Annotated in this window: 21 protein-coding genes, 1 tRNA gene and 1 pseudogene; 6 read left to right on the forward strand and 17 right to left on the reverse strand. The window is 56.7% G+C overall.

The window, feature by feature from the left end:
• Window positions 1-121 precede the first annotated feature (121 nt).
• The 8 genes and pseudogenes from CAI21_RS09840 to CAI21_RS09875 all read right to left on the reverse strand — a co-directional run bounded on the left by CAI21_RS09840 (window position 122) and on the right by CAI21_RS09875 (window position 6,888).
• A complete protein-coding gene (locus CAI21_RS09840) occupies window positions 122-703 on the reverse strand; it encodes a polysaccharide biosynthesis/export family protein (protein ID WP_116302127.1) in 582 nt (193 codons plus the stop codon).
• Between the two features lie 82 nt (window positions 704-785).
• Window positions 786-1,244: a hypothetical protein gene (locus tag CAI21_RS09845; protein WP_116302128.1), complete on the reverse strand. Its 459-nt coding sequence runs from the start codon at window positions 1,242-1,244 to the stop codon at window positions 786-788.
• Between the two features lie 539 nt (window positions 1,245-1,783).
• Window positions 1,784-3,304, reverse strand: coding sequence for an undecaprenyl-phosphate glucose phosphotransferase (locus CAI21_RS09850; protein ID WP_116302129.1), 1,521 nt, complete (start codon window positions 3,302-3,304; stop codon window positions 1,784-1,786).
• A 372-nt stretch (window positions 3,305-3,676) separates the two neighbouring features.
• Window positions 3,677-4,507, reverse strand: coding sequence for a bifunctional nuclease domain-containing protein (locus tag CAI21_RS09855; RefSeq protein WP_116302130.1), 831 nt, complete (start codon window positions 4,505-4,507; stop codon window positions 3,677-3,679).
• A gap of 203 nt (window positions 4,508-4,710) precedes the next feature.
• Window positions 4,711-5,439, reverse strand: a complete 729-nt coding sequence (locus tag CAI21_RS09860; protein WP_116302131.1) for a hypothetical protein — start codon at window positions 5,437-5,439, stop codon at window positions 4,711-4,713.
• A gap of 158 nt (window positions 5,440-5,597) precedes the next feature.
• Entirely contained in the window at window positions 5,598-5,954 is a 357-nt protein-coding gene (locus CAI21_RS09865) for a hypothetical protein (RefSeq protein ID WP_116302132.1), read from the reverse strand.
• 160 nt (window positions 5,955-6,114) lie between these two features.
• Window positions 6,115-6,737: pseudogene (locus CAI21_RS25935) on the reverse strand (alpha/beta family hydrolase).
• 74 nt (window positions 6,738-6,811) lie between these two features.
• Window positions 6,812-6,888: transfer RNA gene (locus tag CAI21_RS09875), tRNA-Met, on the reverse strand.
• A 303-nt stretch (window positions 6,889-7,191) separates the two neighbouring features.
• Here CAI21_RS09875 and CAI21_RS09880 point away from each other — a divergent pair.
• The 3 genes from CAI21_RS09880 to CAI21_RS09890 are packed head-to-tail and all read left to right on the forward strand — an operon-like array spanning window position 7,192 to window position 9,571.
• The gene (locus tag CAI21_RS09880; RefSeq protein ID WP_116302133.1) at window positions 7,192-7,866 is read left to right on the forward strand and encodes a helicase HerA domain-containing protein; all 675 of its coding nucleotides are present in this window, start codon (window positions 7,192-7,194) and stop codon (window positions 7,864-7,866) included.
• A 17-nt stretch (window positions 7,867-7,883) separates the two neighbouring features.
• A complete protein-coding gene (locus tag CAI21_RS09885) occupies window positions 7,884-9,392 on the forward strand; it encodes a hypothetical protein (RefSeq protein ID WP_116302134.1) in 1,509 nt (502 codons plus the stop codon).
• On the forward strand, window positions 9,389-9,571 hold the full coding sequence (locus tag CAI21_RS09890; protein ID WP_116302135.1) for a hypothetical protein: 183 nt from the start codon (window positions 9,389-9,391) through the stop codon (window positions 9,569-9,571). Before CAI21_RS09885 ends, CAI21_RS09890 begins: the two co-directional genes overlap by 4 nt.
• 626 nt (window positions 9,572-10,197) lie before the next feature.
• Here the strand turns inward: CAI21_RS09890 and CAI21_RS23810 are convergent.
• The 4 genes from CAI21_RS23810 to CAI21_RS09905 form a co-directional block, all read right to left on the reverse strand.
• A complete protein-coding gene (locus tag CAI21_RS23810; RefSeq protein ID WP_220347902.1) occupies window positions 10,198-10,836 on the reverse strand; it encodes a TonB-dependent receptor domain-containing protein in 639 nt (212 codons plus the stop codon).
• Window positions 10,833-12,383 (reverse strand): TonB-dependent receptor domain-containing protein, encoded by a 1,551-nt coding sequence (locus CAI21_RS09895; protein ID WP_220347911.1) that lies wholly within the window; start codon window positions 12,381-12,383, stop codon window positions 10,833-10,835. The genes CAI21_RS23810 and CAI21_RS09895 overlap by 4 nt, the downstream gene beginning before the upstream one ends.
• 225 nt (window positions 12,384-12,608) lie before the next feature.
• Entirely contained in the window at window positions 12,609-13,901 is a 1,293-nt protein-coding gene (locus tag CAI21_RS09900) for a PAS domain-containing sensor histidine kinase (RefSeq protein WP_116302136.1), read from the reverse strand.
• On the reverse strand, window positions 13,811-15,286 hold the full coding sequence (locus tag CAI21_RS09905; RefSeq protein ID WP_147305085.1) for a PAS domain-containing protein: 1,476 nt from the start codon (window positions 15,284-15,286) through the stop codon (window positions 13,811-13,813). The genes CAI21_RS09900 and CAI21_RS09905 overlap by 91 nt, the downstream gene beginning before the upstream one ends.
• A 367-nt stretch (window positions 15,287-15,653) precedes the next feature.
• Here CAI21_RS09905 and CAI21_RS09910 point away from each other — a divergent pair, with 367 nt between their 5' ends.
• Window positions 15,654-16,523: a phospholipase A gene (locus CAI21_RS09910; protein ID WP_181919359.1), complete on the forward strand. Its 870-nt coding sequence runs from the start codon at window positions 15,654-15,656 to the stop codon at window positions 16,521-16,523.
• Window positions 16,524-16,526: 3 nt separating this feature from the next.
• Here CAI21_RS09910 and CAI21_RS09915 read toward each other — a convergent pair whose 3' ends face one another.
• The 5 genes from CAI21_RS09915 to CAI21_RS09935 all read right to left on the reverse strand — a co-directional run bounded on the left by CAI21_RS09915 (window position 16,527) and on the right by CAI21_RS09935 (window position 21,650).
• Entirely contained in the window at window positions 16,527-18,311 is a 1,785-nt protein-coding gene (locus CAI21_RS09915) for a sensor domain-containing diguanylate cyclase (protein WP_116302139.1), read from the reverse strand.
• On the reverse strand, window positions 18,308-19,021 hold the full coding sequence (locus CAI21_RS09920) for a GGDEF domain-containing protein (RefSeq protein ID WP_181919360.1): 714 nt from the start codon (window positions 19,019-19,021) through the stop codon (window positions 18,308-18,310). Before CAI21_RS09920 ends, CAI21_RS09915 begins: the two co-directional genes overlap by 4 nt.
• Window positions 19,022-19,161: 140 nt before the next feature.
• Window positions 19,162-20,100 (reverse strand): 7TMR-DISM family protein, encoded by a 939-nt coding sequence (locus CAI21_RS09925; protein ID WP_116302141.1) that lies wholly within the window; start codon window positions 20,098-20,100, stop codon window positions 19,162-19,164.
• 135 nt (window positions 20,101-20,235) lie between these two features.
• Window positions 20,236-21,087, reverse strand: a complete 852-nt coding sequence (locus tag CAI21_RS09930) for a hypothetical protein (RefSeq protein WP_116302142.1) — start codon at window positions 21,085-21,087, stop codon at window positions 20,236-20,238.
• Entirely contained in the window at window positions 21,081-21,650 is a 570-nt protein-coding gene (locus CAI21_RS09935; RefSeq protein ID WP_116302143.1) for a hypothetical protein, read from the reverse strand. The genes CAI21_RS09930 and CAI21_RS09935 overlap by 7 nt, the downstream gene beginning before the upstream one ends.
• An 865-nt stretch (window positions 21,651-22,515) precedes the next feature.
• On the opposite strand from CAI21_RS09935, the gene CAI21_RS09940 reads away from it, so the two are divergent.
• The gene (locus tag CAI21_RS09940; protein ID WP_116302144.1) at window positions 22,516-23,724 is read left to right on the forward strand and encodes an alpha/beta hydrolase family protein; all 1,209 of its coding nucleotides are present in this window, start codon (window positions 22,516-22,518) and stop codon (window positions 23,722-23,724) included.
• Window positions 23,725-23,763: 39 nt separating this feature from the next.
• Complete coding sequence (gene alkB / locus CAI21_RS09945; RefSeq protein ID WP_116302145.1) at window positions 23,764-24,402, forward strand: DNA oxidative demethylase AlkB; 639 nt, start codon at window positions 23,764-23,766, stop codon at window positions 24,400-24,402.
• The last annotated feature ends 48 nt before the right edge of the window (window positions 24,403-24,450 follow it).

Consider the following 24,450-nt stretch of genomic DNA (forward strand, 5'->3'; position numbering starts at 1 on the left):
GTGATCTGCAAACGTATTAAGTCGATCAGCGGATCGGCCGCTAACAACTACCTCTCCCGCCAGGTGACCCAATACAATGGCGACACGGCGGCATTGGTGCACCTTGACGGCACGCCGCTAGCTAGGGAACCAACAAGGTGTCCCCCGGCTGTAAGCGCACGTTGGTATCCAAACTTCTGCCTCGAATCAGATCGTTATAACGAACAGGCAGCAACTCATCGCCGTCGGCCGTTTGCCTCAACACCTGGATAGCGTTACCGCTAGCGAAGGGATCTAGACCGCCGGCCAGACTGATTGCCTGCAGGGCAGTAGTCGGGCCGGCCATGACGATCGGCCCCGGCTTATTTACCCTTCCGAGCACATGCACCTGATTACCTTCGATCCCGGTAACGAGAACGGTTACCTCCGGATCGGATATATACCGCGCGAGACGTTCTCCCACCCGCTCCTTAACTTCCGCTACCGTCAACCCCGCCACATCTAGGCGGCCAACCAGCGGGTAGGTAATCGAGCCGTCAGGCAAGACACGCACTTCCTTTTGCAACGACTCTTCCCGCCAAACAGTGACCATGAGAAGGTCTCCCTCGCGCAGCCGATAATCATCGTTATCGACACCCGCCGCCGCAGCGCCCCCCTTCGAAAACGCAAAAAGCGCCACAAGAGCGGCGCATAGAAGGAGTTTCGATTTTAGTCGTCGTGTCATGTCACTCCACCAGCCCAGCACGACCGAAAGGGGGCTGAGCCCCCTTTCTCTTTCGTAGCCACTTGTAATGCCTACCGTGAGGTTAGGCAGCTACCGCATTCAGCTTTTGGCTAGCCAGGCGACGACGCCCCAACACACCGGCACCGAACAGAGCGGAAGCAAACAGAATGGCAGCTCCCGGCAGCGGAACCGCACTCACGGTACCGGCATAGGAAGTTCCCTGGTCGCCGGTGATCCGAAGCACGTAGCTACCCGCAGCCAAGAACGCCTGCAAGGTAAACTCGACGGCACCGCCGCCACCCGCTCCGGTCTCCACACCGGAAGCAATCAAAGAACCCAACTCGTTGGTGCTGCTATCCCAATGAAATAGATCAACCGCAGCGCCCGCCGTGTTGTAAGTAGTGGTGTAATTGGTCGCCGTACCCTGACTACCGGCTACATTCAACAACCAATAATCGGTAGTTCCGTCGTTGAGTTTACCGGCGAAATTAACGGAATCCCCTCCAATACCCAAATCGATATTGCCAGCGAAATCCGTCACGGTAGTTGCGAATGCGGCGGGCGAAAAACCAGCGCAAGCGCGGCAAGCACAGCTTTAATCTTCTTTATACTCATAAAAACCCCCGACTGCTGCTATAAGTCCACGTCCCTATCGAATTCAGCAGCGCTCATCGCCTCGATAAAGACACCCAACCCGAGCAACCCCCAACCGGCTGTTGCCCATCCGTAGGAACATCTCGCCACAACGACCCACTCCGCAAAAAAGCTGCCCTCCTCAGGACGAAGAACGCACTAGCCCATACGCTGCCCGAGCAGCTTTCCGACGTCGTGCAGACAAAGCAAGGCGGGTCATGATCGCAGCAAGAAAAGGCGCGAGCAGGCTATTACTGTACTTAGCGTCGCCGAATCCCACAGCCTTCGCTGCCAATAATCGTAGTCACGACGCAATGCAGCAATGGCCCAATCAGACTAACCGACAAGAATTCAATATTTATCAAAAAGTTAACCAAAAATAATAGGACGCTTTACTCTTGATTATCGCGCCCGGTCGAAGGCGAAAGTTACTCGCTTAGGGTTTATTTAATAAGCGGCAGGGTCGCGCAAAACGGCAACAGCGGTTTTAAAGACAATCTGCATATCCAGCCATAGCGACCAGTTACGCAAGTAATCGAGGTCGTAGGCTATCCGCTGCTCCATTTTCTCCAAGGTATCGGTTTCGCCGCGAAAACCGTTTACCTGCGCCCAGCCGGTAATTCCCGGACGAACTTTATGGCGCACCATATAGCCTTTAATTAATTTCCGGTACTGCTCGTTATGCGCTGTGGCATGCGGCCGTGGCCCAACGATACTCATTCTGCCCTGCAAGACGTTGATAAACTGAGGCAGTTCGTCCAACGACGTTTTTCGTAAGAAGCTGCCGATTGGCGTTAACCGCTGGTCGTTCCGCACGGCTTGGCGAATGTTTTCGCCGTCTTCCATCACCGTCATGCTACGGAACTTGTAGACAACGATGTCCTGGCCGTCTAAACCATAGCGACGCTGCCTGAAGATCATGGGGCCTGGGGAGGTTAGTTTAACCGCAGCTCCGATTACCAATAGCACCGGCCATATCAACGCCAGGATGAGCAGCGCAAGCACAACGTCCGAGGCGCGCTTTACAAGCCCGCTGAGACCGGCAAACGGAGAGTCGCAAACCGACATGACGGGGATACCCCCCACATGATCGAAACGCGCCTGAATCAGATCGAAAACGAACATATCCGGCACGAAGTAAACTGACGCCGTGGTGTCCCGCAAGGCGTCGAGCAGCGCCAAAATACGCGGCTGCGATGTCATCGGGAGGGTGATGTAGATCGCCCGGACGTTGTGGCTCTCGACGTATGCGGCAAGCTCGCTCATTTTCCCTAAAACCGACTCCGGCGCCACGCCGGTCCGCGAAGCCGCGCGGTCGTCGAAGTAGCCGACGAAATTAAGGCGCAACAATGGCTCGGTAGCCATCGCCCGAGCCAAGGCCCGCCCCGATTGCGTCGCCCCGACAATGACGGCGGCCTGCGGCCGATGCTCGACGTAAGGCGAACGTTGCACCAGCAAAGAAACAGCCGCGTGCAATGCGAGTAATACGGGCGGCGTTACAATCGCCCAGGTAATAAATAAACGACGGTCGATGAGGTCGCCGACACCGGACACCCAACCTATGCCGACAACGGCAGCGATCAGAGCGCCCCACCCCACGGCAAACAGCAGTAGCTCGCGCCACAGCTGGCGACGATGCAGAAAAAGCAATGCGCCATCCAGCAAGTATCCGGCAAGCAAAAATGCCAAAACGCCGACGCAAAAGACGAAACCGCTGACTTCCCCTTCGAAAAGATAGGCTAGGACGAACAAAGTCGCCGCAACCGCGAGCGGGTCGATAATCGACTTGAACAGGGTCACAAGCGGTGCGGATCGTTCCAACGCCCCCAAGCGCGGCCCCAGACGCGTCACCCACGGCACGCGGTAGACGCTACCTACAACCTCTGTTCCCCGCCGCTCCTTCTTAGTAGGAACCGGCGCGTGCTTTGTCGGCTGCGGCTCCGCTACTGGCTGCTCCCCCACATCCATAAGTGCTTACGTGCCATCCTTTTCAATTGTTATAAGAAGACTCGCCGGGTACCCGCTACCGCCCCCAAAAGCAAACACTCAGAGTTCCCGAATACTCAATTTAGCGTCGAGGTACGTCGTCGTATGAAGCATGCTCAGGATACCGGTCGGCTCATTCCTAACGCCTTAACTTAGCGCTTCAATATCAGAGCGATAAGAAACGCCTGCCCTCCCGGCATCGGAAACAAAATGCGAACGGATTCACATATTCGAAAATCGGCGCAATAAAGTCAAAACTTTTAGAGCGAAAACCGGGCCTTTGCGCTACCCACTGCGCCTCGCCCTCGCATTCTTCTATGCCCGCAACGGGACAAAACGGCATTTACCACCTTCTTATATACGCTGGCCGGCAGAAGAATCTTCCACCGTAGGCACGTCTGTCGGCAAGCTTACTTCGTGACGACGACCGTCCTGCCAATAATGGATCTCAGCCTCTGCTCCCGCCGGCGTTTCTCGAACCGCTTGCAGGAATTCCAATGGAGACTGCGGCACACTGTCGTTCACCTGCAATAATAAGCTACCGGGGTTGATACCCGCATCCGCCGCAGCGCCGGTCGCGCGACTAACAAGAACACCTTGATCATCCGGCAGCTGTAACGCTTCCCGCAGCTCTGTCGTGGCATCAACCACCGTCAGCCCAATGGCCGATACTACCTGCTCGCCGTCGAAGGGCCGGAAATCGAGCTCTGGTGCCGCCCTTAGAACTTTCGTGGAGACATAAATACTCGCGCCCAATCGAGCGGCCAAAGCCATGGCATCGCTCGGTCGGCTATCCACAAGCTTTGGGCTTTCCTGCCCTTCGACCCGTAGCTCTATCGCACCGAGGTAGGTGCCGTTGACAAGGTCGTCGACGATCACCCGTTCTAATCGAGCATCCAAAGCATCGAGCACATTCCCTATCAAATCGTGAGTCATCGGCCTTGGCACAGCCACATCGTGCAGCGCCATGAGAATAGCTCTCGCCTCATTCATGCCGATAAATATCGGCACTACGTCGCCGGAGTCGGGCTCTCTTAACAGGACCAGAGGAGGACCTTGATCGCCTGCCAAACCTACCGTCGCCAACTCGACCAGAATCAAATCCTCCGGGGCGGCGGCCAATTCCCGCGCATTTGCCGGTAGTTCGGCGAGCACCAGGAGAACCCCAACGGCCAGACCTAACAAACGCTTCTGCCACCGCCTACTGCACTCGCCAACCGTCGCCCCATCACGTCTTGGTATTTGCAATTTGACTAGGTTCAAAAGTCACCTCCCCACATACTGCGTATCGGCTGCGGCCGGAAAAGGCGCAAGCATTGGCGTCGCACGAACTCCAGGCGACAACACCGAAAACAGCTTAGCAACGCTCTGTAGCGACTATGCCTGATTCAGCTCGCTTCGGCTATCAACAACGCCGCCATACCATCGTGATCGCCGGTGCATACGGCGGTATCGTTGACGATTGAATTACGAAGATGCACGAAGCCTCGGAGCCTATAGGCGCCTTGTTCGTCGAGTTTGGAGGCGACATGATCCCGGGCTTGGTTAAACGATGCGTAGCCGTGCTTGATCTTCCGTAAAGGATCGACATGCTCTCGGCTAAAAGCGGCAATAAATAGAAAACCACGAGCACCGGCTCGCGGCCCGAATACCCGCCCGTGATTGTTATTCACTTCAAAAGGCTCGTTAGAGAAAGCATGCTCGCGCTTAGACGGCAGCTGCGGGTAGGTTTTAGTGCCTATGTACCCTCTGTAGCCGCTGGAGTGCCCCTCGCGACTAGGGTAACCGGCCGCGGCCATGGCCGCCGACAAGCGCTGCCTGGCCTGTTGTTCGGAAGCGGCGACACGGTCCAGCAACAACACATTGATAGGCTCACGCAACCGCTTGGCTCGATAACGCTCTCCTAACCAATGCGCGGGACTCAAATCCGGATCCAGCATCCACTTGCCGATCACCGGCAATCCTGGCGGATGGACAAGATCCGCCCCTGTAATGCGAGCGGAAACGGCGTCTTCGCCATGGTAGATACCCATTGCCTCGGCGGCGCGGTTTCGAAGGGTATGGGAAACCCAGACAGCCATACCCGCCGCGGCGATCCCAGCAGCCAGACTTTTCATGGGACGCTCCAGCCAATCTATAACTTACAAGCTCTTTTTCTGCGGGCGATGAACGGACAAACAAGGAGATGAAACAAGGTGCGGAGGGAAGACCCTCCCGTAATAGATAAAGAAAACGGGGCGCGAGGAGGCGCCCCATTATCGATAGTCAGTCGGCACTACTGCGGTGAGGTTTCGTAACCGTAAAGCTCGCGCAAGCGTAAGATCTCGGTGCCCAGCATTTCCAACAACATCCTAGAGTGCCACTCCTGGGCCCACTCATTGATCTGTACGCATAGAGCGTCGGCCAACTCTACCTGATCGTCATCATCTAGGTTTTCAACGACCGGCAGCTCCAAAGACAGGGACGGTAAGATGCTGAACCGTTCCAGCAGCTCCCCGCAATCCTGGCGAATGGCCTCTTCCAGCTCGGCGTCTCCTTGCCCCCAATTTTCAACCAGAAGCTCTAAGGTATGACCGGGCTCTTCGCTTGTAGCGGAGTTGGTACGCCGCCTAAATGGTACTACGTTACCCATTCGCCCTCCTGGAACGCATACGCGCTCGATTGCCGCTCAGTGAGACGAACCGTTAGCAGATCACAAAGCAGTTTGCTGATCCACTAACTTACAAGTTAGACCATTTAAACGCGGAACAAACTCCCCGCTACGTGGTTTCCGTCACGAAATCGAGATAAGCTCACAGCTGCGCAACGAAAGCAGCGGCTGTCTCGACGGCAAAGGCTAGGTTATCTCGCTCGGTGGTAGCGGCCGATTTGCGGGGTTTGAACGAGTGGTCGCCATCGGGCACCCAGGCAATACGCACCTGCTCCGACAAAGGATAAGCCGGAACTTCATCGCGACGCCCGAACGCGTCGCGCTCGCCCTGCAGGATTAAGGCGGGAGTAGCAAGCGATTGAAGATGTTCGATACGCAATCGATCGGGCTTTCCCGGCGGATGAAACGGGTAACCGAGACACAGCAAACCGGCAACGCCCAACTCGTCGGCAACTAAACTCGCCATCCGCCCCCCATCGACTTACCGCCGATGATCAGCTTCGAACTATCTCGCCACTCCTGCACGACAGCGCGCCAACAGTCCAACAACACCGGCTGACGGTCCGGCGGTCGTTTTCGACCGTCCTCACGCCGCCTCACCATATAGGGGAACTCAAAACGAACAACACGTAATCCGCTCCCGGCCAGCCCCTGCGCAACTACGTTCATAAATTCGCTGTCCATAGCCGCACCGGCGCCATGGGCTAACACGACTGTTGTCGACGCCCCGGCAGGGCCGTCGACCAACCATTGGGTTTGCGCCATGCCTGCTTCTCACTATTTTTTTAGAATAAGGCGAGGAACGAAAAAAGGCCGCTTTCGCGGCCTTTTTTCTAAACTGGTAGCGGGGGCAGGATTTGAACCTGCGACCTTCGGGTTATGAGCCCGACGAGCTGCCAGACTGCTCCACCCCGCAACTGACAGGTGCGCAATATACAGGTACCGGAGGCAGAGTGCAAAGGGTAATCGTAAATTTCTGCTCAATTGCCGAAACCGGGACACTGTGCACAGATCGCGCTTCGCCTCCGCACGCTAGAATATGCCACACTTAAGAAAACGCTGATCGGTGTTTTCTAGAACGTGCTTTAGGGGGGAGGCACGGTCTACCGCTATCGGTAGACCTGAATCTTTAGGCCTCTTTCCCTCCTTTCCAGCACCCGGCTACCGAAACCCCAACAATCAAGGTGGCGCGCCTACGTGGCACCCTAAAAGGTGACGAATGAGCCTGGCGAATCAGCCCTTGTTAGTGTTTCAAGGCGAAGGACAAGCACCGCATGCGGGTCTGTGGGCAAGCGCAACACCAACCGCGACCGGCGTTCGCCCGCTGGAGGGAGCACTTACGCAAACGGTTGAGCTAGCATTCGAAGATGCATGCCGCAACGTGATCGTTTTCGGCCTCACAGGCATGGGCAAATCCACCGGCATCATGAAACCCGCGCTGGAGCGGCTTATCGAAAAAGGCTGCTCCGGGCTCGTGCTTGACTGCAAGGAAGACTACGCCGCGCTTGTAAAACGCTATCCGAAACGGGTAACGCTGGTCGGTGCGTCGCGGCTATCGCGCCCCATCAATCTGCTCGCCGGCATGACCGCCGCAGCTTTCCAAGCCTTAATCGAGCAGCTCCGCCCCAAAAACGAAAAAGACCCCTATTGGGGTTCGATGGCCGTCCAAGATGCAACGCTGGTTTTCGAATATCACTGGCTCCGATACCGACAAGCACCGACACTAGACCTCATCTACCAAGCGCTGTTTCAACCAAGCCGCTTCTGTCGCGAACTCGATCGTTGGGTGGCATCGCGAGAGAAAATACCCCACTCCTTTGCCCTTAGGCTCGACGCAGTCAGGCAAAACGCATTTCCATCCTTGCCGCCGGCGCCTCGCAACTGGCACGATTAACGCCCGACCACCCCGACGTGCAGCGCCAATACGCATGGCACACCAACCAGCTAGTGAGCGCGCTTAGCCCATTCTCGGCCAATCCGGCGATTCGACGCCAGCTCTGCGATCCTAACGCTCAATGCGACTTCGAACAGCTCCTCTACGAGGAATGCCAAGTGGTCGTTCTCGATATGCCGATGCGCTTATTCGGGGACACCAGCCATCTCGTCGCCCGGCTCTTACGCCAGCGCATGATGCAAGCCGTTATCTCGCGAAGCAACGCTCGACTCGAAGGGTACGGGAGCGAACGTTTCACCTTTCTTCTCGCCGACGAATTCCAACGCCATCTCGCTCTGCAGGGCGACGCCATTAGCAGCGGCTCTCTCGACGATGCCGCTTGGTTCGAATCTTCCCGAGAATATGGGCATATCAATATTGTCGCCACTCAAGGCGTTGCCTCATTGCTCCACCGCGCCGACGGCGACATTGCGAGCGTTAATGCCTTATTACAGAATTTCGGCACCATGATCGCGTTACCCACGCACGACCCGCACACCCATCATCAACTGGCCGGCTGGAGCCGCGGAATCGTTCGCGACGATGTGCTCGATAGCCTAGCGGCAGCCGGGGCGGTGGGACGCGGCATTATCTTTAGCCATCATTTAGAGCGCCATAACGGGCCCTTAATTGCCCGTATCAAAACCGGCCATATAAGCGGCCACCCGCACATGGGGCGACATCTGAACGAAGCGTTCTCACGCCTGCCAAGCAACCGCTTTCAAATCAACGACAACCGCCAGGTCCGCAACCCCTACGTGGGCAGCGGTGCCAACAAGCCGGGCCGGCCCAGCAAAGCCTGGAACCGGGAGGATGTAGAGCGCGCTTGCGGCGAACTCAGAGAGTGGTTTTCGCACCGTCACTGTACCCATTCGGCCGAATACTTGGCGGCGGCACAGGAAATCGCACGCTCACATAACGGCGAGGAACGACAGCGCTGCGATTATCGCTTCGGCGGCCACCGCGTCGACCTCCTCGTCGTTGCTCCCACAGCACACCATGACGAGGTCCAAACGCTTATCGAGATCCTCCACAGCGATGCGGCGCCGGATCTGGGCTCGATTCAACACCGTATTCGGCTTCCGCTGACGGCCGCGCAACAGCTAGCCGATGCCCTCGACAGCTTCTGCGCAACGCTTATGGAGGACGACAAGACTCCGCCCGCTAAACAACCGCCGCTAAACTGCGCCATCGGCGATACGCCCTGGACGCTATATGCCTTCGGTCGCCAAGCGCACGCTCACCTCCATCTACGCCGGCATGGGGCAACGCCGGACGAACCGACACTGGACGCCGGTTTCGGGCTGCATACCGCATGTTGGCTGCAAACAGCTATCCGAGGTTGGCTGGAGGTCGCTCTACACCCTGCCCCATTGGACAACGAAGACCGCATCGACGTAGAAAGCCCGCTGCCCGAGAAATGGCTAAACCCCTTGGTGAACGACTTGGAGAACCTATGGGACGACGACTTCAAGAGTGAACAGTGAGCAATGAAACGAACCTCCGCAACCAAAAAACCTCTCTCGATAAAACCCGCAAACGACGGCCGCCCTCACTACGGCCGGTTTGTCAGCGCTGCGGAGCACCCGGCTTTACGGTGGAGCTGGGTCGCGACTTTACGGTGCTCTGCGAATACCACTATGAAGCGCTAGAGTTAGAAGCTTGAATCGATCGCCTACGGGCATACGCCAACACTAAGCCGGCCCCGCAGCGGTAAGCCGCTGCCGACACCTGTGCGATATCACCTACATCAAATATCAGAATATTCTTACAGACGAATCTACCTGCTTCCATTAAGCTTCTCCTCGTTACTTCCGGAGCGATGGCGACCCGAAAGGACCGGGAAGGGAGGCGCGTCAGCCAGGGCAGGCATAGGGCAGGAAGCCCCAGGATTCGCAAGCGGTACCAGGACGTATCGCAGGCCGGGCATCAGGCCCCAACCCACGGAGCAGGACGCTCTGTCTGATGCCCGGTTACTTTGAAATATTTCCTGTCCTAATTTAGGGGCCTGTGGGAAGTGTCTACGCGAGGCGCTGCATACTCAGGGGGCAGGCTCGGCACCGGCGACTCCACACCTAGCCGAGTGCGGGGCAGGAAATATTTCAAAGTAAAGCGACTTACGCCCACCCGAAGCAAACACCGGAAGCGATACCCGATACTTTAATCTTGCCGCCGACAACGAGCAGCGGACCTCTCCTCAGCGAGACCGACAAGCAAAAACGCCTGCCCCAATGCCTGGGCAGGCGCGCTTTCTGGCCCCCCCCAGGGGATCACTCGTTGCTTAGCATGTGCTTAGAAGGTCACGCTGGTAGACAACCAGAGACGACGCCCTTCCAAGTTATTGGCATACACGTTGCCGTACCTGGCGCCGTCCTCATAACTCCGGTAATCGACGAAGTCTTTGTTTAGCATGTTGTACACCGCAGCATTGACCGTGACGTTCTCCGCAACCCGGTAGCCGGCCCCAAGGTGGAACAAGGAATAGGCGCGGAAATCGCCCAATTCGTCGACCTCAGACTGCGGCGTGCCCGGCCCCGTCGCACGGTGGCGTTTGCTGCTGTACTCGCCACGCAACCAGGTGTTTAAACGCTCAGTGGTCTGCCAGCGCAGCATCGCGTTAACCATGTGTTTGGGAGTGTCGGTTAACGGGTCGCCGGCATTCGGGCCACTTTTCTGCTCGCTATCGGTGTAGGTGTAATTGGCGGTTAACGCCCAGGCCTCTCCCAGCGGCACCCGCGTCGAGACCTCGACACCACGGGTTACGGCCTCATCGACGTTGGTGCGGGACGGGAAGCTGTCATATTCTCGACTTGGATCATTGATAACCGGCCACTCGCCGATATCGACACAGCCCGGTACGTTGTTGACCCGGCAGTTTGGGATATCCATCGACGCGATTTTGTCTTCAAACTCGTTGTAGAATACTGTCACGCCGCGCTGAACCCGCGCCGGTTGTTGTACTGCGCGCCGATTTCCGTGCTGGTGCTGGTTTCCGGCTTAAGATCCGGGTTGCCCAGAAACGGCAGGTGGCCCTGCGCCCCAAAGCCGTAGATACCGTCGTGCAACTGCTCTAGGTTAGGCGTTTTGTATCCCTGCGAGACACCGCCTTTTAGCGTTAGCGTGTCCGTCGTATTCCAAACCAGATACGCCCTGGGGCTTAGATGACTACCAAACGCATCGTGCTCGTCGTACCGCGCTCCTAGCGTTAAGGCAAGGTTATTCAGCAAGTACCATTCGTTTTCGGCAAACAGTGCCCACTGTGTCTGCTCGAAACGGTCGTCGGCAACGCCCTCTTCCATCTCCGCTTGCCACCATTGACCGCCGACAGTGAACATGTGGCGCTCGCCGACCGGCGCCACCAGCTTGGTGTCGAATACCAGATTCTCCGTTTCCAAGATACGCGGTGCGCCGTCTTCGGCTCCCGGCGTTTCCGGCGGAATCGTACGCCCGATCGTCTCGGTGGTGTTTTGCATCAGGCTGGATTCCAGCTCGCCCAGCCGGTAGCGCCCCGTATGGCCGATGGCGATTTGGTCTCGGTTGAAGCGCTGCTTCGTCGCATAGCCACCGCTGCCTAACCGCCCCAGTTGACCGTCCGAATTGTCGTAGCTCTGGCGCGAGCGCTCGACGTCCAGCCACAGCTCGTTCGCCTGATTCGGCACAAACGTCAGCCGCCCGCCCAAGGAGTAATTGCGCGCCGAGACGGGGTTGTGTCCCATGGAAGGCTGAGCCTCTGTACCGTCGTCTTCCCGGTAGGTAACTTGGGAGGCGGAGCGATTAAACATGCGACCGCGCAATTGCAGGCCGAGCCGGTCTTCAAGCAAAGGCCCGGTCGCGTAAATCGAGGCGGTGGAGCTATCGCCGAACTGCGAGTCCTGCTGAATGGTCTTGTCGAGATCGAGCGTTCCCGTCCATTCCGGACTCACTTTACGCGTGATAATGTTAATAACGCCGCCCATCGCATCGGAGCCATAAAGCGTGGACATCGGACCGCGCACGACTTCAATGCGCTCGATGGCCGACACCGGCGGCATAAAACTCGTTTGCGTTTCGCCGAAGCCGTTCGGCGTCACGTCGCCCGCGCTATTTTGGCGTCGGCCGTCGATCAGAATCAACGTGTAGTCGCTGGGCATGCCGCGCATGCGAATGTCCATGCCCCCGGTTTTCCCAAGCGGCGCGCCTACGTCGATGCCTTCCACATCCTGTAATGCTTCGGCCACGCTGCCAACTCGACGCTCCTGCAACTCCTCGCGAGTAATCACCGTAATGCTTGCCGGTGCATTCTCGATGACCTGCTCGAAACCGCCCGCAGTAACGACGAGAGGGCTTAAATACGCCTCGCTGCCGCTTTCCGCCACGGCCAACCCCGGGCCGCCCGCGGCGGCTAATAAGAGCAGCGTTTTTACCGGGACAAAGGAATACTTGTTCGTGCCGGTTTCCGAACGTTTACCGCCGTCTTGCATGGATTGTTGTACCCCCAAAGTCGCTACCTACGAACAGCCTAATAAAAGTGATCGCTATTACGAATGCATCTCCATCTTGTTCGCAAATAGTAATTATTCTCATTGCCTCTTGCAAGAGGACATAGCTCACACCGGGGCAGCTACGGCGCAAGCGAGGCAAGCCGGCGCCATCAGCAGAAGGAGCAACAATACGTGGACAGGGTTTGCGTTCGCGTCGAGCGCAAGACGAATAAGATATGACGGTCAGGCAGGGCTCGCCCGGCACCGACGCCAGGCAAGAGCAGAATGCAAAACGTGTGTACTTACAATGCGGCGCTTCGTTGACACCTCGTCACGAAAAACATCGCCGGCGAGAGGAATTTCCGCCGTCACCCGCGTCCCCTGCCCCAGCCGGCTCTGCACTTCCAGGTGCCCGTTCAGCATATGAATACGCTCACGCATACCGCGCAAGCCAAAAGACGCTTTCGGTTCAAGCCCTTCTTGATCGAAGCCGCTGCCGTTGTCTTCGATCAGAAGGCGGAAACAACGCTCTTCGTATAGCGTTAATGTCACATCGACCCGCGTCGCTCTCGCATGCCGGGCGACATTCGTTAGCGCTTCCTGCACAACGCGAAACGCGGCCGTGGCTACCTCGCTGCTCAGTAGAAATTCGGTATGGCTCAGATGCAGATAATGGGGAACTCCGCTGGTACGGCCAAACTCATTTATCAACCAATCGCAAGCACCGGCCAAGCCGATATCGTCGAGCGCTCGCGGCCGCAAACCGGCAGCAATGCGGCGGCTCGCATCGCGCGTGGCATCCACCATGACCTCTAGATCCATCAGCTTATCGCGTACCTGCTGCTGATCCAGGGGTGTCGGCAACCGTTTCAACATGCCGATTTCAAGCCTAATGGCGGTAATCAGTTGGCCCAGCTCGTCATGTAGCTCGCGGGCGAGGTGTTTCTGCTCCTCCTCGCGCACCGAGTGCAACATGCTCCACATAGTCCTAATCTGCTCGCGCGACTGCCGCAGTTCGCGCTGCACTCGTTGACGTTCGGTGATATCGCGGAAGTTCACACTGCATACGCGACGGCCGTCCGCGCCATTGAAAATACTCGCTGCCACTTCCACCGGCAGTTTCACGCCGTCCTTTCGCCAGTACACCAGGTCGCCCTGATAAAGCCCCGTTCTGCGGAACTCCGATAACACCTTGTGAAATCGCCGGTCTGTGTCGTCGGGACGGAAAAAGAGCGCCGTTCCCCCTCGAATCAGCTCTTCTTCCGTATAACCGAGGATTTTGCACGCCGCCGGATTCGCCGCCAGCACTTCGGCATCCGCAAGATCGCCGGTATCGACATGTAAAATAATCCCATCAAGACTATTCTGAACAAGGCTTCGGTAGCGCTCTTCGCTCACCTGTAACCGTCGCTCGGCGGCCACCTGCTCGGTGACGTCTTTAACGATCACCACCACCCCAACGCCATTACCATCGACGACCAACGGTGCGGACACCGCATCGACACAGCACCACTCGCCGCCTTTTTTCGTGTCCAAAGCCGATGAACCTCCGCTTCGCGCGTTGCCGCCTCCGCGAGCTTGTCAACGGCCGTCTTCCAGTCGGAAGGCTTGGTAACCTCCGGCAAATAGCGCCCCTTGAGCTCTTCGGTTTCATAACCGGAGAGTTGTACATGGGCACGATTGGTGGCCACTATCAGACCTTTGGGATCGGTCAGCACAACGGCATAAGGATTCATCTCGAACAGCGTACGGAAATATTGCTCGCTTTCCCTTAGGCGCCGCTCAGACTCTAAACGCTCGCTGATATCGCGAAGGGAAATACTGTAGGCAGAGCGACCTTCCCAACCGATAAACGCGGCGGCACTGAACTCTACCGGCGTTCGACCGCCATCCGGCTGCAAAGCCCATAACTGGCCTCGGCAAACGCCTTCCTGCTGTAATTCTTGCCACCAACCCGGCAAGGCCTGCTCTCCCGGGTCTAGTAATTCGGCAACGGTGCGCTCGCCCGGACAGCATGCGAACAATTCGGCGGCTGCGGGGTTCGCCGCGACGATTTTCTGGTCCTCGTCAAATAGCAGGACGGCATCGCGCGCGTGTTCGAATAAGCTACGGAAACGCTCCTCGCTCTCGCGCAATTCTCGTTGCAAGCGGTGTTCGCGGGTAATGTTGCGGCTTAAAGAAAAGACGCTTTCCAACTCGCCTTCGATAAAGACGGGCACCATAATGACATCAAGCACTAGCGACTCGTCATCGCGGACGCTGCGCACGGCGTATTGCATACGCGACGAACGGCCATGATACGCATTATTGACAGCCCGAATAACACCGGCTTTGTCGGCGTCGTCGATCGCTTGGTAGAAGCGCTGGGGGCCCGACTCATCGGCGTCGTCGACGCCTGTCGCCTTCAGCAATTCTAGTTGAGCACGATTCTGATCCAGCCACCGCTGATCGCGCCCAAGGAGGGCGACCGCCTCCGGCGTATTATCGATGATGGCTCGATAGCGCTGTTTTACCCGCTGTAGTTCGCATTGCTCGGTAACATCGACCAAACAAGCACCGATACCCGTTGCGCAGCGATGCCGAAACCAATCGAACCTTATCCAGCGTTGCTGACCGTCGGCAACGGTAAATTGCGCGGTCACGGGCGAGGGTTGAGTTTCCGCAAGTTCGTGCCGTAATTGCTCCCGGTGCCGCGGGTTCGGCGATAGTTCGATGAGCGAGGCACCCACCATTGCGGCAGCGCCTTCACCGAACAACTCCCACAAGGCTTTATTTGCGTGTAATAATATGCCTGCTTCATTAAGAAGAGCGACCGGATGCGGCAATGCCTCCAGCATGGCTTCTAAGCCGGGCACCCCCAACATCTCCTCCACTGCATGTGGAGCAGACTCGGCAGAGCCGCTCGATAACGATCCGTTCAAAGCTTGCCTCGCACTGCGTGAGCACACCCTTCACTGGCGCGCACGTGTCTACTTTACTTGATCTCACTACCACTGTTGCAGCTGGCGACCGGTTGCGTCCGGTAACGCTCTATGCTAGCGCGAACGGACTAATTTCGCAGCCACAAACATTCGAACCTGCCCCAAAACTTTATTATGGGACAAGCGGTCGATCACATTTCGATTGCCGGGCGCAGCGCTCCGTCACGGCGCACCGCCACCACCGCTCCCACAACTACTGATACACTATCGCACTTATCGCAGACCAATGCGTTGGGCAGCAAGCCAAATTTGCACTATGCTCGGCGCGCTAAGGCCTGCAATCTTCACGAGAAGGGCATCTGTCAGTATGTCGGCCTTAATGCTTCGCCCTGCACGGCTCGGTCTATGCTGCGGCCTACTACTCATTTGTACGCCTCTGGCTCATGCTAGCAGCGCGGAGCACCGGACACGCGACAACAGCGACGTCCCGCCTACGGTGCGGGAGCAACTCGCTAACAATGAAGAACCGGCCCTAACCGTTCATGAGCCGATGTACTTCCTTGTCGGCGGACATAGCGGCGACGACCTAACAGCGCGTATACAGCTAAGCTTCAAGTATCGGCTGTTCGATCCGGAAATGGTCGACGGAAACGGTTTTGCTTGGCTCACGAACGTCCACTTCGCCTATACCCAAGAATCGCTATGGGATCTCAGCGAGGACTCCTACCCGTTCCGCGACACCGTTCACCGACCCAGCATCTTCTGGGAACGGGCTCGAATCACCGACAAAAACCAAGCCAACATTCTCCGTGTCGGGTTAGAACACGAATCCAACGGCGAGGACGAGGAGGCATCGCGTAGCATCGACACCCTGTTTATTCAGCCTGGTTTCGCAACCGACGTTTTCGAGCGAGAGCTGATTCTTGCGCCAAAGTTTTATGCCTATCTGGTCACCGGCTCGCACAATCGCGATGTTGACCGTTACCGAGGCTACGGCGATTTCGTCGTCCGCTACGGCAATGACGATAGCTGGGTTGCCCAAGTCGCTTATCGTTATGGTATAGGCGGCAATCACACCGGCCAGCTGGATGTCTCCATCCCCATTCGCCCTCGAATTTTCGGCCGTACAGGAGCCTATATTTATTTCCAAGTCTTCGAAGGCTACGGCGAAACGCTACTCGATTACAACCGTCGAACACCGCTGACGGCGCGCGTTGGATTCGCCATCGTGCGTTAAGCGCTAGGCATCGGGCGTGCAGACGCGATCGCGGCCGGCCGCTTTCGCTCTATACAAAGCCTGGTCGGCTTGTTGCAGTAAAGAGAGATAGGTCGCCCTGGTATCGGGTACCCGTGCAGCAACGCCTAGGCTTAACGTTACCCCAATCTTCAACCCGTGCGCAGGATAAACGGCTTCGCCGACGCTTACCCGTATGCGCTCAGCTGCGGCCGCCGCAACCGCCAGGCCGTAGCCGGGCAATAGAATGCAGAATTCTTCTCCCCCGTAGCGGGCGGCCAGACCACCCAAGGCCTCCACAACTTCTCGGATACGATCGGCAACGCCTTGCAGCACGGCATCGCCGACCGCGTGACCATGCGTATCGTTGACGGCTTTAAACCAATCGATATCGGCGAAGATAAGCGCCAGATAGCGTCCCTTCCGTTTATTGTCCCTCCATAGCTCCGCCAACCTCGACTCCAGAATACGACGGTTTGCCAAGCCGGTTAATTCATCGGTAGTACTTAATATACGTAGCTGCTCATTGAGCTGATCAAGCTCTCGGCTGCGTTGCGCAACACGCTCTTCCAGCTCTTCCTTTACTTTACGTTCAGTCTCCAGAACTTGGCGCTGCGCCAATAAACGGGCCCTGCGCTCAGCGTTAATACGCGTAGCCAAGGCCAGAGAAAACAGCAGCATTTCCAAGCCAACCCCGGCGAACAATGCGTTCCTGGTGACGACATTGGCCGGTAACCACCCAAGTTTCAGGCCAATCACGATGAACACTCCGAGAAAAACCGGAGCCCACGACAGGGTAAAGTACTTCCCTATGGCGACGCCTCGCCGCCACGCCAAGATACCAACCGTAATACCAATGACAGAGGCCATTACAGCCGGTAACAGCGCAAACGGCAGGCCGAGGGAATACGGCGCGATGACAGCCACCAGCATGCCGAACCCGGTCACGCCATACGCTAATCGGTAAATTCGCGTTAAAAGTAGAGACTGTACGTGGGGCCCGAACAGGTTGCGGATAAACGCGAGTCCAAACCCGCTAACAAGACAAATGCCGAGCAGTATCGCCTTCTCGTTCCACACGGGCGCAGCAGGCCATAAGAAGCGAAAGCCCCACCCTGTCAGGGTAGTAAGGAACAGCGCCATCGAAATGACAAAACCGACGTAGAAGAGATAAGCCCGATCCCGAAATGAGCCGAACAGCAACAGGTTCTGCAAACCGATCAGCAACATGGCGCCAAGAAACAAACCTTTCGCTGCATTACGGCGATAGTCGTATTCGGCAAACGCCTTCGGCGTATAAAGCGCCATAGGGGCTTCGAGGGATTTTGCCGCCTGAACCCGCAGGTAGACTTCTAACCTTTGGCCTGGCTCCCAGCGTAGAGGGACAATAAAGTTCTCGTGCGGGAGCAACCTTTCCTCGAAAGGCTGCAATGCACCGAAGCGATAACGGCTAACAAGCTTATCCGCTTCGACAACATAAACATGAACAGAGTCTAATAATGGCGCGCTCAACTCCAGCCAACGCTCTAACGAACGCTCCGAGGCATTGTCGAGCACCAGCCTGAACCACCAAGCGGACGCGCTATACCCTGCATTAAAGGTGCTTTCGTTAGCTTGCCAGGCGGTGCTGGACCTGATCTCGGTAAATGTTAAGTCCGCATCGACATCTTCCAGGTAGAAAACGTATTCGTCTAAGGCCAAACGATCGTCTCCTTCCGCTAGCGACAATACGCCAGCCTGCGCTGACGCTGATATCAGCATACTCAGCAGGAGAGTCGTCAGCCTTTTCACGGAACGACATCCTCCGCCATCGGCCGCACGCGGTTGCGTCCCGCCGATTTTGCCGCATATAAAGCCTGATCGGCGCGATGCAGCAGCGCCTGGTAGGAAGCGTCTTGCTGCGGCGAACCAGCCGCAACGCCGATGCTGACCGAAAGCTCGATCGCAACCTGATCGACGACAACAGGTTTGCGTCTAACTTCGTGCCGGATACGCTCTGCAACGTCTAACGTCGATGGCCATTCGGCATCGACCAAAACAACGCAAAACTCCTCGCCGCCATAGCGCGCTACTTCGTCATGCTGATGCCTGATGCAACCTGCGATGCGCTCGGCAGCCGCTCGGAGGCACACGTCGCCGATGGCGTGACCATAGTCATCGTTAATCGTTTTGAAATGATCGAGGTCGATTAACATAACAGAAACGCCGCCTCCGGTTTGCGCCTGCGTTTGCCAGATTTCCGTCAACCGCCACTCGAGTTGGCGTCGGTTGCTGACCCCGGTTAGGGAGTCGGTGTAGCTCCATGCCCGCAAGCGCTCGGTAAGCGCTTCTTGTTCGCGCGTCCGCTCGCGAATCGTTGCCTCTAACCGTGCGTTCGCTCGCCGCGTGGTTGTTAACGCTTGCTCCTGTGCTTGCTGCCGCAACCGTCGCTCGTCATTGATCCGAACCATCATGGCGAACGACATCAATAAAGCGGTCCCTAACGCTCCGGTTAAAGACACGATCAGTATGCTCCAGTTGAACGACATACTGCCTATGGCGGACAAAGTAGCGGGCACGAAACCGAGAAATCCGACCAGTAGTGCGGCCGTATAAACACGCGCAGCGGAACCGCCTTTAGCCCAACAATAAATCCCAAGCCCTAGGTAAAAGAGAACGGCCCCATAGCAAAAACAAGGCCGACGCCGAGCCTTAGGTTATAAGGCAGAACAAGAGCAAATGCCGCCAATACCACCGCGAGCATTACAATTACCAACAGCGCCTGCGATGCGCGCTTGGCAACATACCTTAAGCTCAACACCCGGTTGGTGAACAAGCCTCCAAAAGCAACCGTTCCGAATATAGCTAAAGGAATTACGTAATCGTTAAAAGCCGGCGTTTCAGGCCACAGAACCGCAAAGCCAAATCCTGTATAACTGGTAATCAGCGCCAATAAACAAAGCTGAGTACAAACGTAATACAGATAACTCAGCCCTTTGACGGCAAAGAAAAGCAACAAATTGTAGAGAGAAAAGACGCCTAAAGCGCCAAGGAAAACACCGTGAACCGCACCCCGAACCCCCTTACTCAGGGCATACGTTGGCGCATCCCATAAGAAAAGCGGCGCCCGCACGGCGCCAACGGTGTCGATTCTTAGGTAAATTTCAAGTTGCTCCTGCCCCTCCCAGCGAAGCGGCACGAGATAATTTTGGCTGTTATAAGGGCGGGCGGCGAAGGGTAAAGCGCTCCCCATATGATAGTAGTCGATGAGCTTGTCCTCGCCGTATACATAGACATCGACGTAATCCAACAGCGGGTAGGCGAGTTCGAGTAGACGACTCTGAGGTTGAGTAGCGGGGTTAACGATACGAAGCCGTAGCCACCAGGCCGAACGGCTGAAACCTTGATTAAAAACCTGCTCCGCTGCTTGCCAAGAATCTGCGTCTTGGCGGACATCTCTCAGCGTCCGGCGGCGGTCTGGGTCTTCAAGATAATTAAGCTGGCCATTGAGATTCTGGAAGCCTTCCCCGGTCAACACAACAGTCGCCGAAGCCGGCAGACTCAGTACGACGGCGAGAATAAACAAACAATACTTAAACATGGAAAGTGTCCGCGATAGGCCACCTTGCAAGCCCCCTCCAAGGTAGAGCAAAAACCAGCAGAACCTTCCATGAGCACTACATCAAACAACCCGCCGGCCCAGTCGTTTGGGCCGGCAGCAATGAATTAACAAATACTAATATACAGCTTGTATCATCTCGTTTCCGTCAGGCAAGCGACAAAATGCATCGGTGCCTCTTAACTGCTCCCAGTTCGCCTCAACCTGATGGCTCGTATATAACAATCGTATCGGCCTTTGATCGTACTGAGTAAAGCGTCCGGCACCGCGAATACATTGGCCCGGATTGGCAGGGTCCGGCCCCCAGGTCACCCGATAATACTCGCATCGGGTATCCCTAGAGCTGAAGGGGTTACACGTATCGAAATCCTCTCGCGGGTCGGGCCCCGCGCAGGCGTCTAGAGACGTATGTATACCGTGGTTGTGCAGTCTATCGACGTATTCTACTAATGGCCGGTGATTAATAATTCCACAAACTTCCGGCATCAAGAACATGGTCGCAACCAGCGCTCGCTGCACACCGCCTGTGATTCCCGCATAATCGTCCCCGGGACGATTTGCCGGACCGTCGATATAACCGTAGGGGTCGCGCTGAGTACGTGCCCCAAACCCGGGGTTACAATCCCCGGTGGCGCCATCGAAGCACTGCGAACGCAGTAAGTTCCCCCAGTAGTCGCTTTCTTTCTGCTCGGGAATCTTTGCCTCGTCGCCCCATAGGTGAACGCCATGTTGTCCGGGGTTGATTTGTCGAAGCTCGGACGGCCCGCGCAACCACACTTCATCGGCATGCACATTGTCGGCAACTTGACGTAGATTATTGGCGTAAAAAGAATCTCTTAGCAAAGCAGCGGCAAAAACGGGAGGTAGAAACTGACCGTTCCACTGCCCGGCTCCAGAACTCCAACTCCGAACCAAACCTTCCGGCGGGTTATAGCGCGCGTGGTAGATATCGAGTCCATACGTCACCATGGCAGCCAGGGCCGCTTTTTTTCCTCTATGCCGTTATCCGACGAAAGGAGCGCGAAGAGGTCGTTGTTGAAGGCCTGGGCCATACCAGAGCCGTAGTCGTGATGCAGAATATGGGCCCGGTAGGCTCGCCCGGCTTCGGAGAAAGAACCGGCGGGATAGTTCCGCATGCTGAATACTTCGGTACTATGGGACCATCGTTGGCGGATTCTCTCCAAACCGTCTGCATCGGTCCCCCGCAGTAAGTCGCTCTGCGGCAGTCTGGATAGGTCAAGATCGCAGAAACGGATCAGCTTTTTATCGCTTCCGCTGATATTAGGCCGAATCATATCCCTGCCCGCATTAGGCGGTACTTCGTTCAGGACTGTCACCACGTTGTAGGCATCGACACACTCGCCTCGAATCGCATTCGCCCCGCAATTGCCATCCTGAGCCTCATTACGCTGCTTGGCCGCAACCAGCGAGGTAATGCCCGTAAAGCTCATGGGCAAAGCGGGCACGATGTTTTCATCGGCACGATAATTCCCGTAATTATTCGAACCGTCCAATAAACCCAAGCTTTCCATGACTGGATTCGCGTCGGCGCTGATCGATCCATTACCGTGTATAGCCGTAATTTCGACACTTTCCCCGGCGGCCGGGGCGCAATCCAGTAGTCGCCGTTAGCGAACTGACCGCAATAGGCGAGTCCGCCGTTGGCGTTAAACTCCCACTCGAAAACGGCATCGCTATGACTGCCGCGCCGTGTGGCGTCGACTCGCACGTACAGAGCGTTTCCCGTGCAGGGAGCGGCTGCATCGGTAGAGCCACAATCGCATCCGGTCGCTACCTCCTCCGCAGATACTTCGCCTCCTACAGATACCATGGCCAAGAGCCCGGCCAATACGAATCCTCGCATTGTCATTCTTCTGCCCCTCCATCCTTGGGCCAGATAAAGCTTTCGAGAAAAAGCCGCTTAGGAACAAAACGCCTTCGCCCGCACAGGCCGAACGTACCTAGGAAGGAGAGCCGCGCCGTCCAATACGCCGTTTAGGAAGAAGAACATGATGCTCCTTCGGTGGATGTATAGGCTTCGCTAATTTTTAAAACACCCGCGGTAACGTCGCCGAAACAACCACGAAATAAACAAATACCAGGCAATAAACATACATTTCGCAAGGTATTAAGATTCTGCCGCTTGCACCCGAAACTTGGCATGCCATTACTTCGTCACCAAAAACTGATAGTGCAGCACAGTAATTTGCCATGAGGCGGCAAACTGTAAGAAAGAAAAAATCCGGCAGGGGCTTTCTCAATCCCCTAACAGGTCGCTGAAAAATCGTTGTCAGCGACCTGTTAGCGCGCCCTGGGCCTGTACCGGGGCGCTGCGAGCTGAAAAGTCCATCAATGGACTTTTCAGCAACCTGCTAATAGGGAAGGTCGGTGAACGTCATGGACGTGGTTTTCAAAGATACGCAGTTTTCCTTTCAAACCTTACGCCTTCTGGGGGCGGCCGCCCTGGGACAAACCGACGTCGGCGAGTGTTTAGCCACCGCCCGTCGAATCGACGAAGGCAACTTCGAAAGCTGGACCAACGCTTGGCTAGCAACGGCGCAACGCATTCACGCCAGCGCCGAGCGGTGCGCTCGGGCAGGTCGCACAGTCAGTGCTCGGGAAGCCTACATGCGGGCGGCGAGCTATTACCGGGCAGCCGAATTCTTCCTCCATGAAAACCCCGCGGACCCTCGCATTCGCGAGTATTACACAGCTAACATGGAGTGCTTCCGACAAGCGATCGAACGCCTCCCGCAACCGCCCGAACCGGCCCGTATTCCGTATCTGGAAACCACTCTACCCGGCTGGTTCTATAAAGCCGAGGCAAACGGCTACCCGCAAGCCACGCTATTACTCCAGACCGGATTCGACGGCTCCATCGAAGAACTACATGGGCATGCCGTCGCGGCCACTAAGCGGGGAATGAATTGCCTTACTTTCGAAGGTCCAGGCCAAGGTCAAGTTATCCGCTTCCAAGGGCTTCCCTTCCGCCCCGATTGGGAATTCGTGGTCGAAGCTGTGGTGGACTACGCCTTAACCAGACCTGAGGTCGACCCTCAACGCATTGCGCTAGAAGGCATTAGTTTCGGTGGCTATCTCGCGCCGCGCGCCGCGGCCTTCGAGTCGCGTCTTGCAGCCTGCATTGCTAACGGCGGCGTATTCGACTTTATGGGAAGCAAACTTCCCGCCGATATACCCCGAGCAGAATTCGTTGCCTGGCTCAAGGCGCATAAGGCAAGCTACAACGACGAAGCGAAGGTGATTATGGCCAACGACACCGACGCCCGGTGGGGACTCGCTAATGGCATGTTTACGTTTCATGCAGAGTCCCCAGCCGATTGGATGCTGAAAGCGATGGACTACGAATTGTCGAACGTTGCGGGCCAGATCGCTTGCCCCATGCTGGTGATCGACGGTGAAGAGGAACATGCTTTCCCAGGCCAGGCGCAGCGCCTGTACGATGCTTTGCAGTGCCCAAAAACCTTCATGTTGTTTACGCGCAACGAAGGCGCCGGCGACCACTGTCAGGTCGGCGCGCCCCTACTAGCACAGCAACGTATCTACGATTGGTTGCAAGAGACCTTGCAGAATGAGCGGGTCGCGTAAAATGATGGGCGAACTTCTTCGGCCTAGCGGGCGACGACAATGGACGATTTATTCGACGGCCAACCGCGAGAAGAGCGGATAGCGCCCGGTGCATGGCTTTTACACGGCTTCGTCAGCGAGATAGCCGACACCTTACTGGATGCGGCAAGGCAAGTCGCTGTACAAGCGCCGTTTCGCCATATGCTAACGCCGGGTGGGCATCGCATGTCAGCGGCGATGACGAACTGCGGCACGGCGGGCTGGGTCAGCGATGCTCACGGTTATCGATATCAGCGCACCGATCCCGACACAGGAAAACCTTGGCCGAGCATGCCTGAGGTATTTCGGCAGCTAGCCAAGCAAGCGGCCGCCACAGCCGGCTTCCCCGATTTTATTCCCGACGCCTGCCTCATCAACCGTTACCAACCCGGCACACGGCTATCCCTGCATCAGGACCGTAACGAGCGAGACATCAATGCGCCCATTGTATCCGTTTCCCTCGGCCTCCCCGCCATTTTCTTATTCGGCGGCAACCGGCGCAGCAACAAGCCGCAACGTTATCGGTTAGCGCATGGCGACGTTGCGGTCTGGGGCGGCCCTTCGCGGCTGGCCTATCATGGCGTGGCTCCAATAGCTAATGGCCACCACCCGGCCACCGGCGAATGCCGAATCAACCTCACCTTGCGCAAGGCGTTATAAGCCGCACCGCGACACATGACACAGGCGTCACCTGTTCGACTACAATAG

Source organism: Alkalilimnicola ehrlichii (assembly GCF_003399765.1).
Lineage (GTDB): Bacteria > Pseudomonadota > Gammaproteobacteria > Nitrococcales > AK92 > AK92.